This is a genomic window from Microbacterium sp. NPDC056736 (genome assembly GCF_042790415.1).
Lineage (GTDB): Bacteria > Actinomycetota > Actinomycetes > Actinomycetales > Microbacteriaceae > Microbacterium.
This window is the reverse complement of the sequence record NZ_JBHTZE010000007.1, coordinates 113,810-127,237: the sequence shown is the minus strand read 5'-3', so window position 1 is coordinate 127,237 and position 13,428 is coordinate 113,810. Positions and strand designations below refer to the sequence as shown.

Sequence of the window (13,428 nt, the reverse complement as noted above, 5' to 3'; positions counted from 1 at the left end):
CACCTCAGACATTCGTATATCTGTTCTCATGCACGAGGAACGACGTGGAGGCCGGTCCTGCGACCGGCCTCCACGTCGCAAGGGCTCACTCTGCAGAAACGACCTCCCCGAACAGGCGCAGCTCGGCCACATTGAGGATCTGGCCGTTCGCGATCCGGATGTAACGGTAGGAGTCGCCCGCCGTCACGGTCCACTTCTGCCACTCGAGCGTCTTCGCGGGCACGGCGGGCGTGAGCCGGGTCCACGTCTGGAAGTCGTTCGAGCCCTCCAGCCGCATATCCGCGATGCGCGACGTGCCGTAGCCGTCCTGGCGCACGAGCAGCTCCGCGCCCGTGAGGGTCACGCGATCGGCTCCGAAGTCCCACACGTTCGCGTAGATCCCGGAGTTGAGCCGCGTGTCCGAATGCGTGGCGGCATCGCCGTCGAGCATGCGAGCGGCGTACTGCGTCCATCCGGCGTCGACCACGCCGTCGGGCCGCAGCGAGACCGCGGCGCGGAACGCCGCATCGACGAGCCCGGCGTCGCTCGAGAGGAAGAGCTTCGACTCGTCGCTGGTGGCGGCGATGGGGTCCGCGGACTTCCCGTCCGGCGTCGTGAAGCCGATGACGAAGTCGACCACGCCGCCGGCCTCCGCGCTCTCCGGCACGGGAGCGGATGCCACCCATTCGCCGGGATTCGGCGATGTCACCGCGGCCGGCTGCCCGAAGAGCGTCACGTGCACGTCGGAGTTCTCCGTCGGCCCCGTCATCCGGACCTCGACGACGTCCCCCGCGACGACGCGATCCGCGACGGCGTCGGGTGACGAGAGCGACACGGTGTCCATCACGCCCACGGCCTCGCTCCGCGTACCGTCGATGCGGATCTCGGCGATGCTCCAGATCCCCGGGTACGCGGGATCCGACGGCACACCCGGCTCGTCGACCTGGAACTTCAGGAACCGGAAGCGCTGATCGCGGACCTCGTCGCGCGAGGCGATCCACTCCACGTCCGCGTCCTGGCCGGTGTTCGGATGCTCGGTGAGCAGCGTCCACTCGGCGCCGTCGTCGGACCCGTACACGTTCGTGCCCTCCGCGCGGTTGGGGAACGTGTCGCGAGCCTGGAAGCCGAACCGGTCGGCGCTCACCCGGTATGCCGACCCGAAGTCGAACACGATGCCGGTGACCCGCTGGTCGCCCCACGACGTCTGGTTGTCGCCGTCCGTCAGCGCGCGCAGCTGCGAACTGCTGAGCGAGGGGGCGCTCACGATCCCGGTGAAGTCGAGCGAGCCGTCCGCCAGGCGCGGGTTCAGCGGCTCGAGCGCGTCGATCGCCTCTCCGAGCCGGGCGAGCAGGTCGGCGAACTCCGCGTCACCGGCAGTCGCGCGAGCCTTCTTCACCTGCTCCACGAGGTCCGCCACCGCGTCCCACGTCGCCGACGTGAAGCTCGCCTCGTCGCCGATGCGGTCGAAGAGCGTGCCCATCGCCGCGGCGCGGGTCGCCGCCACCGCGATGGTGACCGGCAGGGCCGTGACGGCGGTGCCGTCCGTCGCGACCACGAGCGCCTCGTGCACGCCGGGCTTCGCCGGCGTCCAGGTCAGCTCGTCGCCCGACAGCTGGGCACCCTGCGGGCCGTTCTGCAGCGAGAGCTCGACCGGGTCGTTCGCGGCATCCGTCACCGGGAAGCCGCGGCTCCACGGCTCGCCCTTCACGACGACGACGTCCACCGACGGCGCGTCGGCGAAGACCGGCGGCGTCAGCACGCCGTTGGCCTGGGCGAGCACGCCGGCCACGTCGACCTGGGCGGCAGACCCGGTCGCCCGCAGGAACACGATGTTGTCGCCGACGGCTCCGGGCGTCTTCTCGACGTGGAGGTCGAGCCACACGTATCGCCACTGGCCGCCGGTGTCGGGCACGACGATCTCGGCGAACGGCGCCTCGGCCGACGTGCGGGATGCCTCGAGCGTGGCGGCGCCGTCGCTGCGCACCTTGACCCCGACCAGCGACGTCTTGGTGCGGTCGCCCCAGACAGCCCGGCGGACCGCGAGCTGCGCGTCGTCGGCTGCGGCGTCGAGCCGCACGAAGGCGGTGCCGTCGGCGTCCTCCTGGTGCTGGGCTCCCGACCCGAGGGTCGTGCCGAACGTCTCTACCGAGAGCTCGGGACCGTCGGCGAGCGGCGCGACCGAGCCCTCGACGTCTGCGAGCTCGGGCGGGAAGGCCACCCAGTACTCGGCGCCGGTGTAGTCCGAGCCGCGGTCGTTCCAGAAGTTCTGGATGCCGCTCCCGTAGTAGTAGAGCGGGCCGTCGCGGTCGGCATACAGCTCGGCGACGTGCGGAGCCTCGGCCTCGACGTCCACGCCGGCGACGTACCGGTACTGGAGGTACGTCTCGCTGAGCGGGTCCTGCAGGCGCCCTCGGTAGGCCTGCGAGATCATGCCGCCCTCGTTCGCAGGTACGTAGGGCACCTCCTCGCCCATCATGAAGGCGTAGAACGTGTCGGCTCCGGCGAGGATCCGGTTGTCGAGGAAGTGATACGGCGACACCGCGTCGGGCGCGTCCGAGACCGTCCCCGCGACGGGGTCGATCGTCGTGCCCTGCGTGTCGACGAGGCGCGCGAGCGCCACGAGGAGGTCGACGTCGCCCTGCCCGTGCGCCTGGTCCCGCAGCATCTCCATGTGCTGGACGAAGGATTCACCGGTGGTGTTGCGCGGGTCGTCGGCGGGGATCTCGCGGAAGATCGATGCGAGCGCACCGTTCACGTCGCCGCCGTAGAGGTCGTGCTCGCTCTCGTACCCGGCGTTGACGGTGAACCACTCCACCCGCTCGGCGTACAGCTCGGCGTCGTCGAGGAAGATGGCCGCGGCGACCATGCCGATGACGCCGTACAGGTGCTGGTTCCACAGTCGGTTCTTCGAGTACAGGAACGTCTCGAGCACCGGTCGTACCAGGTTGTCCTCGATGCGCTGCTGGTCCTCGGCGGTCCACCGCAGGTCGTAGCCGTTCAGAGAGTCGTTCGCCGGCTCCGTGCCGCGCAGCACCTCGGCCGCGATCAGCATGTAGTACAGCGGCACCCCGGTGTGGATGTGGGCGTCGGCGAAGTACGCGTACTTCGCCGGGTCGAGGCTGCTCCACGTGCGCAGCACGTGCAGGGCGTTCGCCCGGTACTGCTCGTCGCCGGTAACGACGTACTCGAGCGTCTGGGCCATCGCGCCGAGGCTGTCGCGCAGGGCGCTGGCGCGCATCCCGGCCGTCGCGTACGCGTCGTTCTTCGGGGTGTCGGTCCCCGGCTGGGCGTTCTCGGCCCGGAAGTCGCGCGCGGCGTACCGCGTCTGCGTCATCGCGTCGTAGTAGCCCGTCCAGGGGTCGACGCCCGCGAGCACCTGGGTCCGCATGTTCTCGAGGTGGTCCGCGCTGAAGCCGACGCCCGGGTGGGCGAAGCCGGCGTCGCTGACGGTCCGCACGATCTGCGGGGGTGCGGGCGTCTCCTGCGCGACGGCGGGCTGCGTGGCGGTGAGCGCGCCGGCGGCTGCCAGCACCCCGGCCATGAGCACCCCGATCACGCGGCGCGTGCGGTGTCTTTGCTCGATCCTCATCGATCTCTCTTCTCTTCTCCGCCGCCGTCACCGACGGCGGGTGGGGAGGTGGATAGCGTTTGCCACTTAACGATGACGGCATCGCCGCGCGACGTCAAGGCCCGATCTGCGAAGACGTCAGGATGCCTGCGACGGGAGGAACCGCACGCCCGCACGATCGATGTCGACGGTCCATCCGCGACCGTCGAGGTCATCGGCGCGCACGCCGAGGAACATCCCCGTGAACCGCAGTCGCGCCCCATGGTCGTCCGAGAGCGTCCACGCCGGGTGAACGTCCGGCACCTCGCGCCACGCCCCGTCGTCGCCCGCGACCGCGAAGGCCAGGCAGGGCCCGTCCAGCGACGCGCGCAGCCGCAGGGGACCTTCCGGCGCGGCGACCGGCGCGGACCTCGTGGTGACCGCGCCGTCCCGACGCACCACCCGCAGGTGCCGGCCGTTCTCGGCATCGAAGGTCACCTGGAGCCAGATCCACCCCGACCGGTCGTACCACGCGATGACCCCGGCCGCTTCGCGCGGAGTCCTCGGCTCGGCGGCGATGACCGCTTCGAACTGGGCCTGCCGTTCCTCGACGCGCGTCAGGATCATCGACTGATCGAAGACGGATGCCGCCGAGTGGCCGCCCCGCAATCGCAGCCATCCCGTCCTCGCGCCGAGATCCGCGACGTCCTGCGGCAGTGCGCGGCGCAGCGTCGACCAGCGCCGGGAATCCAGCCCGGGCGCGTCGAAGTCGTCGGTCCAGGCCCGGACGCCGGCCGCGGCATCCGTGTCTCCTCCCGGTGCCGGCGCATCACCGCGGCCCGTCGCCGCACGCTCCCCCGACCCGACGGCGAGCTCCACGTCGACGCTCGGGTGATGGCCCCCATCGGCGAGACGCAGCCACCCGTCGTCGAACACCACCCGCTGAAGGCACGTCTCGCGCCCGAGGGTGCAGTAGCGCTCCCCGAGGTGCAGCGCGGGGCGGCTCGCCAGATGCGCGAGCACCCAGTCGCCGCCGGGCGTCTGCACGAGCTCGCCGTGGCCGGCCTTCTGAAGCGGATGCCCCGGCGCATCGCGCGTCGTGAGCACCGCCTCCCGCTCGTCGCGCTGGTAGGGCCCGAGCAGGCTGCGAGAGCGGGCGACGGTGATGCCGTGGTTCCACCCCGTGCCGCCCGCGGCGATGAGCAGGTGGTACCACTCGCCGATCCGATACAGGTTCGGCCCCTCGACGAGGCCGTCCTCGCGGTAGATGACGGTGGCCTCGCCGGTCGTGCGGCGCTCGCCGGGCAGGTACTGCTCGACGACGAGACCCGAGAACGACGGATGCTCCGGCCGCTGGTCCCACTGTACGCCGACGATCCAGTGGGTGCCGTCGGGGTCGTGGAAGAACGAGAAGTCGAATCCTCGCGAACCGAGGTGGACGGGCTCGCTCCAGGGCCCGGTCACCGATTCGGCGGTGACGAGGTAGTTGTCGATGTCCTTGTCGTCGCCGTCCATGGTGCGCACGATCGAGTACGCGAGCCAGAACCGGCCATCGGCGTGCGACAGGCTCGGCGCCCACACCCCTCCCGAGTCGGGGACCCCGCGCAGATCGATGCCGTCCAGCGCGTGACCGAGCGTCGTCCAGTGCACGAGATCGGTCGAGTGGTGCAGCCGGACAGCCGGGTGGTACTCGAAGGTGCTCGTCGCGATGTAGTAGTCGCCGCCGACCCGGAGGATCGACGGGTCGGGGTTGAACCCCCGCAGGACGGGGTTGCGGATCACCGGCACGGCGGTCTCTCCTCCACGGGGTCGGACGATCAGGACGCCGCCGGCTGCATCGGGTTCTCGAACGGCGCGCCCGAGACGAAGCGCTCGACCTCGGCGAGGGCGGACTCACCGAGGCGGCGAAGCTCCACCCCCATCGATCCGGCGAGGTGCGGCGTGAGGAACACGTTCGGGAGGGTGTAGAGCGGATGCCCCGCCTCGAGCACGTCCGGCTCGGTGACGTCGAGCACGGCGCGCAGGCGGCCGCGCCGCAGCTCGTCGACCAGCGCGTCCTGGTCGACCAGCGCGCCCCGCGCCGTGTTGACCAGGGTGGCGCCGTCGGGCAGCGCGGCGAGCACCGCGCGCGAGATCATGCCGGCGGTGCGGGGCGTCTCGGGGGCGTGCACCGACAGGATGCGGCTTCGCCGGGCGAGCTCCTCGAGGTCGTCGATCAGCTCGGCGCCGAGCCGTTGGGCGGTCTCGGGCGTCGCGTAGGGGTCGTACAGCAGCACCTCGACGTCGCTCGCGCGGAGCTTCTCGATCACCATTGTGCCGATCGTCGAGGCGCCGACGATGCCGACGGTCGTGCGGAACAGTCCGGCATGGGGCGCCGTCGCCTCGCGGTCGATGAACCTCTGCTCGGCGCAGTACTGCCGCGAGAGCCAGAACGCGTCCTTGGCGGCGAGCGTGATCATCGCCTGCGTGAACTCCGCCACCGGGACGGCGTTGGCGGAGCGGGCGGACGAGATGCGGATGCCGCGCGCCGACGCCGCCTCGTCCAGGAACCCGATCCCGCCGCCCCAGTGGACGATGGCGCGCAGCGCCGGGAAGGCGTCGAGCCCTTCGCTGTCGATCACGGGCACGCCCCACCCGGTGATGAGAACCTCGACCCCCGACGGCGAGGCGATGCCGGCGAGGGAGGTGGCGGCATCCGTCATGTCGATCTCGAGGATCTCGGCGAGCCGGGCCCGTTCGTCGTCGCCGAAGACGAACGGCACCAGCGCGGGATCCATGAGCAGTGCGGCTCTCATGCGTTCAGCTCCTCGATGCTCCAGGCGTCGCGCCACTCCAGGCGCACCCGTCCGCCCTCGATGTGCAGCGGCAGCCACACCGCGGGCGATTCGGCGAGCGCGTCGGGCGTCCATCGGTCGCCGATGTAGACGAACCCGTCGCCGACGGGCGCGACGACGCTCACCTGCGACTCGAAGGTGTTCGTTCCGAGCGGTGCCAGGAGCCGCCAGTCGTCCCAGGGCCCGTCGAGGGCCGGAGCGCTCGTCCACACGTTGTCGTTCATGCTCCATCCGGTGAGATCCGAGCCGAACAGGTAGTAGCGACCTCCGCTGGTGACGACGGCGGGCGACTCGTACCCGATCTCGGGCCGAGCCTGCTGGCGGAGGGTCGCCACCAGCGACTCCACCCCGAGGTGGTCCTCGCGGAGGCGGTAGATGTGCAGCCCGTTGTCGCGATCCTCCGAGAGGAGGTAGCCGACGCCGTCCTCCTGGAAGACGCCGATGTCGCGGCTGAGGTTGCCCAGCGGCCGCTCGCTGCCCACGTACCGGTACGGACCTTCGGGGCGGTCGGCGATCGCGTACCCGACGCGCGCGAACGAGTAGTCCGCGGAGTCGACATGCAGGAGCATGACCCACCGCCCATCGGGGCGCTGCAGCACCTTCGGTCGTTCGACCACCCGGTCGGGGCCGATGTCGCCGTCGTCCGCGCGGAGCGCGTCGCCCTCGTAGCGCCACGAGGCGAGGTCGGTCGACGAGTAGCAGGCGACGGCGGTGAACCGGTCGCCGGCCGTCTTGTCCTCTCCCCACGCGAGCCAGCGGTCGCCGACACGCTGCAGGCCGATCCCGTGAAGCTGTGCCGTCCGCCCGCGGTCGTCGACAAAGACGCGGCCGGGCCGGATCGTGCAACGCTCAGCCATGCCGCACCTGCAGCACGCGCGCGCCGATGCCCGCGGGGGTGCTGACCGAGAGCCCCTCCCCCGTCGCTGCGAACGCCCACGGCTCTCCCCCGGCGGGGAAGATCGCCTCGGCCTCGCCGACGCCCGGGAGCGTGAAGGCGGCGGGCGCAGCATCCCGATCCCACACGAACAGCAGGTCGCGTTCGCTCGTGTGCAGGCCGAGGCACACGGTGGGCGCATCCCAGGCCGGCAGGCCGAGCGGCCAGAACGGCGTCGCGTCGGCCAGGTCGTCGCGCAGCGCCTTGTGCAGCTCGACGGCCTCGGCCACACGCGCCCGCTGCGCGGGGCGCAGGTCGTCGAGGAAGCCCGAGAGGTACAGCCGCCCGCTGAGGCCCGTGACGAGCGTGAACACCGTGTCGTCGTCGCTCATCTCCCGCGCCGGGTAGGCCCAGTTGCCGCACTGCTCGGGCAGGATCGAGGCCGGCGACGACGCCGCGATCGGCGGGTACAGCCGGAAGTCCTGCTGATCGCTGGTCGACTGCAGGTGCGTCACGGCGAGGAGGGAGTAGTCCGCGCGCATGGCGCCGGAGCTGCAGTTCTCGATGCGCAGGGACGGATGCCGCTGCTGGACGCCGACCAGCCACTCGCGGAACGCCCGGGTGTGGGCCAGCAGCCCGTCGCCCGCGGTCGTCGCGTCGCGCTCGGTTCCGGCGCCCGGGTTGATGTTGTAGTCGAGTTTCAGGTACTCGATGCCGTAGTCCTCGACGAGGTGGTCCACGGTCGCGTCGAGGTGCGCGCGCGCGGCGGGATGCCGGAAGTCGAGGTGGTACCGGCGGTCCTCCTGCACCCGCCGGCCGAACCGCTGGAAGAACGCGTCGTCGGGCAGCCGCGTCGCCGCCGGGCTGTGCACGCCGACGACCTCGGGCTCGAGCCAGAGCCCCGGCGCCATCCCCGCCAGCCGGATCGCGTCGATGACGCGGCGCAGCCCACCCTCGGGGAACCGCGACGGCGCCTCGCGCCACTCGCCGACGGTCGACCACCAGTCGCCGATCGCGGGGTCGGCGAACCACCCGGCGTCGATGCAGAAAACCTCGGCGCCCGCCTCGGCCGCGCGTCGCACGAGCGGCAGCAGCTGCTCGGTGGTCGGCTGCCCCATCAGCGTGTTCATGAAGTCGTTGTACACGACGGGCAGGTGCTGATCCTGGGCCGACCCCCGCAGCCAGCGCCGGTAGCGCGTCAGCTCCGCGATCGCGCCGTCGCGACGGTGAGCGGATGCCGCGACTGCGACGGGCACGGCCGCGAAGGTCCCGCCGGGGAGCAGCTCGTGGGCGAACTGGTGCTCCTGGTCTGTCGGGCCGAGCAGAGACAGCACCCCACCGCCGCGCGTCTGGCAGAGGTCGACGTGCCAGCCCGCGCTGGTCTCGAGCTGCCAGGCGAGCGCCTCGCCGTCGGGACGCGCGAGGTAGCCGCACGGCAGATGCTCCCCGCTCGACCATGCGCCGTGACTCGAGAGGCTCGCGTGGCCGCGGCCGTCCTGGCCGTGGAGGTCGAGAGCGAGCTCGGGCAGCTCGTCGCGCAGCGGCACCTCTTGCCACCGGGCCTCGGCGAGCCATTCGCTCGCAGCCCTCCCCCATACGACCCCGTCGAGGTCGGCAGCCGTGGCGCCGATCCCGATCGTCGCCGAGCTGACCGCGGTGACCACCACGGGCTCCTCCCCGGCGTTGCGCACCTCGTTCTCGATCCGCACCGCGGCGGTCCCGACGGGCGCGGTGACGGTCGTGCGCACTTCGAGCCCGCTGACGGCGTCGGCCTGCACGACGATCGCCCGGGTCGCGCCGGCGTCGGTGGTGACCTGCGATCCTTGCACGCGCAGGCGTTCGCCGACCGCGGACCGCCAGTAGGCCTGACTGGTGCGCGCCCGCTGCTCGGCCGAGGTGAACACCTCCACGAGACCGATTCCCTGACGCCCGGCGTGCGTCGACGGCAGCGCCACGAGCGAGAGCGGGGCGTCGGCCGACCACCGCAGTTCGAACCCGCCGACGCGGGCGCGCCGCGTGGCGGGGACGGCCTCGGCGGTGTCTTCCTTTCTCGCGATGTCGATCGTGGCGGGAGGGGGGAAGGTGTCGGTCACGAAGCTCGTCTCGTCTCGTCGGTCAGCGGCATGCGCAGGGCGTCGTTGCAGATGTGGATGCCGGCGCCGAGGAGGGCCGGCAGGAACAGTGCGAGCGCCGAGCCGATGAGGGGCAGCGACGCCGCTGCGATGCCCAGCCCGATCAGCAGCAGCCAGCTCAGCCCGACGTGCGGGCGGCGAGCGAGCGCCGCCGCGGCGACACTGAGCGCGGGGACCGGGCGCAGGCCGGCGTTCGCGGCCGCGGCGGCGCACACGGCGATGAGCAGCACCGCCACGCCCGCGCCGGCCGCGGCGACGAACAGCAGCATGGCGTCGGCGGCGCCGAACAGCGCGAGGTCGTACGACAGCAGGAGCGTCATCAGGCTGGTGCCTGCCGCCGCCCACCACAGGCGGCGCCACCCTGCCCCGAACGCGACCCAGAAGCTCCGCCCGCCCCGCGCGTCGGCGCGGCGCTCGAGCAGTGCCCGCGTGCTCCGCAGGAGCGCGAAGACCGCGGGGGCCAGCGGCAGGAGCGACGCCGCACCCAGGCACAGGGCGAGATGCGTCGGCTGCCAGCCCACCAGCAGGGTGAAAACGAGCGCGGGAACGAGGCATCCGAAGAACGACACCGACACCACGAAGTAATGGAAGACGGTGAGCGCCGTCGTCGCGAGTGCACCGTCGAGCGCGAGCCCAGTGCGGATGTACCCCGCGATGCCGCCCGGACGCGACGGGGTGGAGTGGGCCGTCATCCCTTCACCGCCCCGATCGACATGCCCTTGATGAAGTACCGCTGGAAGGCGGCGAAGATCGCGACCGACGGGATGATCGCCAGGATCGCCCCGGTGTAGATCAGCTGCCACTGCGACGTGAGCAGCCCCACCATGCGGTTGATGGCGACGTTGATCGTGCCCGCCGACGACGAGTCGAGGAACACCAGCGGGATGAAGAAGTCGTTCCACAGTCCCAGCGCCTGGATGATGACGAACGCCGACGTCACCGGGAGCAGCATCGGGAAGACGATCGACCAGAACGTGCGGAACCGTCCGGCGCCGTCGACGAACGCGGCCTCTTCGACCTCCACCGGGATGCCCTTGATGAAGCTGCAGTACAGCAGGATGCCGAAGCTCGCCGCCCCGCCGAGGTGCACGAGGATGACGCTGGTCAGCGTGCTGTACAGGCCGACGTCGTCGAAGCCCTTGACCAGGGGGATCATGCGCACCTGGAAGGGGATCATCAGACCCGCGATGAAGAGGATGTAGAGCCACCGCGCGCTGCGCCCGCCGATGCGCTCGATGCCGTACGCGGCCATCGGCACGATGGCGACGAGCAGCACGACCGTGACGACCGTGATGATCAGCGTGTTGACCAGCGCCTCGCCGTAGTCGGTCTGCTGGAACAGCTGCACGTAGTTGTCGAGGGTGAACGCGGTGGGAAGCCCCATCGGGTCGACGGTGATCTCGGAGTACGAGCGGAACGAGTTCAGCAGCGCGTACAGCACCGGGCTCGCGACGATCACGACGAGCACCGCCAGCACGATCATCACGACCACCTGGCCGGGCGTCACCTTCTTCTTGCGCTCGGCGCTGCGCTCGGCGCGGCGCGTGTCACGTTGCGCCCGCCCCGGCGCGACGACGAGCTCTGTCTCGGTGCTCATGCCTGGATCTCCCTCTTGCGCATGTAGGCGTTGGCCGCGACGGTGCTGACGATGACCACCAGGAACAGCACGATGGCGGCGGCGCTGCCGAAGCCGGCGCGGTACTCGCCGAACCCGACCTTGTAGATGAAGAACGCCATGGTCTCGCTGACGAACCCGGGACCGCCCGCGGTCAGCACCATGACCTGGTCGAAGATGGTCCAGCCCGCGATCATCGCGAGCGTCATGTTGACGGTGACCGCGCCGGCGAGCATCGGCCACGTGACGTGACGGAACACCTGGCGGCTGTTGGCGCCGTCGATGCGCGCCGCCTCGACGAGCTCCTGCGGCACCGACTGCAGGTTGGCGAGGTAGATGAGGGTCGTGTTCCCGCCGAGGGTGAAGCACGTGATGAAGAGGATGACCCAGACGACGATGCTGCTGTCGCCGAGCCAGTCCCGCGCCCACTCCGGCAGCCCGGCATCGCGGAGGAACGTGTTGACGGCTCCGAAGTTGTAGTTCAGCAGGTACTTCCACACCGTCGCGAGGATGAAGGCGCTGACGAGCGACGGCAGGTAGACCGCGGTGCGGAAGAGCCCCTGCCACCGCCCGGTCACCTTGTCGAGCATGAGCGCGACGCCGAGCGAGATCGCATTGATGATGAGCGCCGAGCCGAGCCCGAGGATGAGGGTGTTCTTGACGGCGTTCCAGAAGCGCCCGCTCGTCAGGATCTCCTCGTAGTTGCGCGTGCCGACGTAGTCGTAGCCGGGGCTGATGCCGTCCCAGTTCGTGAAGCTCAGCTGCAGCGACTGCACCGACGGGATGATCACCATGAGCAGGTAGATCACCAGGGCCGGCGCGATGAAGCCGAGCATGATCCAGCGGGCGGAGCGGAACCGCCCGGTCCGCCGCTTCTCCCGCTCAGGCCCCGTCGGCACGAGCGAGACGTCGTCGGGGGCACCATCGGGCGCACCGTCGAGCGGGGCCTCGCCCCGAAGGCGGACGGCGGTGCCGACCACCTCTGTCTGCCCCTGCAGGGCGCTCTGATCAGTCATGGAGACCTCCTCGGCTCCGGCCGGGGCGCCCGGGCAACGCCCGGGCACCCCGACACGTGTGGGTCAGCCTGCGGCGACCGTCTTGTCGAACTCGGCCTGCACCTTGGCGATGGTGTCGTCGATCGAGCTCTGGCCGTCCTGCATCTCGATCCGCGCCTGGCGGAAGAAGGTGTTGAACGCGCTGAAGGTGGAGAGGTCCGACACGTTCTCGTACCAGACGAGGTTCGGGTTCTCGAGGAGGGCGAAGTAGTCCTCCGCACCGGGGATCGACGTGTTGCGCTCGATCTCGTCGGCCGCGACGATGTTCGGCGCGAGCCAGCCGTTCTCCTCCATGAGGTTGGCGGTGTCGACCTGGTAGAAGAACTCCAGGAACTCCGTCGCCGACTCGTACTGCGCGTCGTCCTCGGCCGCCTGCGCCGAGATGGCGAGGCCGCCGGCGGTGTCGCCGTTCACCGCGTTCTTCAGCACGTTGATCGCGCCGTCCTCGTCGGGGACGATGAACAGCCCGGCGTTGAAGTCGGCGTCGACCTTGTTGATGTCGTTCAGGCGCCCGATTCCGGCTGACGACGTCGCCATGACGGCCATGTCGTTCACCAGCAGGGTGGTCGTCTGCGCGTCGGCGGTGGACTGCCATCCCTCGAGCACGTACTCGTTCGTGATGTCGAGCAGCTCCTGGAGCGGCTCGCGCAGGTCTTCGATGGTCGCCTCGCCGTTCTCGGCAGCCGTCCAGAACCCGCCCTGGTCGCTCCACTCGGCGAACGTCGGCGCGGCGAGCAGCTTCCACAGCTGGTCGCTCGGCCAGACCTCGGCCGCCGCGGTCGCCAGCGGGGCGTCGCCGTTCGACTTGATCTCGGCCATCAGGTCGATGAAGTCGTCGTAGGTCTCGGGCACCTCGAGGTCGTTCTCCTCGAAGTAGTCCTTGTTGTAGACGATGTTGATGCCGATCTCGCCGTTGAGCGCGCTGTACGGCACGGTGTAGACGTTTCCGTCCGACGCGCTGCCCACGGCCTCCGGCTCGATGAGCTCGGTGACCGACTCGGGGATCGGCGCGAGCTTGCCGGCGTTGATGTACGTGAGGGTGTCGCGCATGTCGACGACGGCCGGCCAGTTGCCCGTGGCATCCATCGTCTTGAGCGCCGTCGCGTAGTCGCTGCCCGCCGGAAGCGGATCGAGCTGCACCGTCGTGGTCTCGCTCTGCTCGTTGAACGCCTCGACGACGGCGTCGACGACCGAGTTCCAGGTCTCGTCGCCGGTCGCGTAAAGGAACCGGATGGTGGTCTTCTCGGATGCCGCGCCTCCGTCGCCGCTCGCCGCACCGGTGCAGCCGGTGAGTGCGAGCGCCGTGACGGCCAGCGCCGCCCCTCCGGCGAGCCAGTGCGAACGGCGGCCCAGCCGGGCGCGCACCCCTGCCCGCGTCGCTTCCTCGTGCAT

Annotated in this window: 9 protein-coding genes; all 9 read right to left on the bottom strand. The window is 70.7% G+C overall.

The window, feature by feature from the left end:
• Positions 1–85: 85 nt before the first annotated feature.
• The 9 genes from ACFRAL_RS14355 to ACFRAL_RS14315 all read right to left on the bottom strand — a co-directional run bounded on the left by ACFRAL_RS14355 (position 86) and on the right by ACFRAL_RS14315 (position 13,428).
• Positions 86–3,568, bottom strand: a complete 3,483-nt coding sequence (locus ACFRAL_RS14355) for an alginate lyase family protein (RefSeq protein ID WP_378884065.1) — start codon at positions 3,566–3,568, stop codon at positions 86–88.
• A 117-nt stretch (positions 3,569–3,685) separates the two neighbouring features.
• Positions 3,686–5,314: a glycoside hydrolase family 43 protein gene (locus ACFRAL_RS14350; protein ID WP_378884062.1), complete on the bottom strand. Its 1,629-nt coding sequence runs from the start codon at positions 5,312–5,314 to the stop codon at positions 3,686–3,688.
• A 29-nt stretch (positions 5,315–5,343) separates the two neighbouring features.
• Positions 5,344–6,321, bottom strand: a complete 978-nt coding sequence (locus ACFRAL_RS14345) for a hydroxyacid dehydrogenase (RefSeq protein ID WP_378884059.1) — start codon at positions 6,319–6,321, stop codon at positions 5,344–5,346.
• A complete protein-coding gene (locus tag ACFRAL_RS14340) occupies positions 6,318–7,217 on the bottom strand; it encodes a family 43 glycosylhydrolase (protein WP_378884056.1) in 900 nt (299 codons plus the stop codon). Before ACFRAL_RS14340 ends, ACFRAL_RS14345 begins: the two co-directional genes overlap by 4 nt.
• A complete protein-coding gene (locus tag ACFRAL_RS14335; RefSeq protein WP_378884053.1) occupies positions 7,210–9,327 on the bottom strand; it encodes an alpha-galactosidase in 2,118 nt (705 codons plus the stop codon). The genes ACFRAL_RS14340 and ACFRAL_RS14335 overlap by 8 nt, the downstream gene beginning before the upstream one ends.
• Positions 9,324–10,058, bottom strand: coding sequence for a hypothetical protein (locus ACFRAL_RS14330; RefSeq protein ID WP_378884050.1), 735 nt, complete (start codon positions 10,056–10,058; stop codon positions 9,324–9,326). The genes ACFRAL_RS14335 and ACFRAL_RS14330 overlap by 4 nt, the downstream gene beginning before the upstream one ends.
• Positions 10,055–10,963 carry a carbohydrate ABC transporter permease gene (locus ACFRAL_RS14325; RefSeq protein WP_378884047.1) on the bottom strand — a complete coding sequence of 303 codons (909 nt, stop codon included), beginning with the start codon at positions 10,961–10,963 and terminating at the stop codon, positions 10,055–10,057. Before ACFRAL_RS14325 ends, ACFRAL_RS14330 begins: the two co-directional genes overlap by 4 nt.
• On the bottom strand, positions 10,960–11,997 hold the full coding sequence (locus tag ACFRAL_RS14320; RefSeq protein ID WP_378884044.1) for a carbohydrate ABC transporter permease: 1,038 nt from the start codon (positions 11,995–11,997) through the stop codon (positions 10,960–10,962). Before ACFRAL_RS14320 ends, ACFRAL_RS14325 begins: the two co-directional genes overlap by 4 nt.
• 63 nt (positions 11,998–12,060) lie before the next feature.
• A complete protein-coding gene (locus tag ACFRAL_RS14315) occupies positions 12,061–13,428 on the bottom strand; it encodes an ABC transporter substrate-binding protein (RefSeq protein ID WP_378884041.1) in 1,368 nt (455 codons plus the stop codon).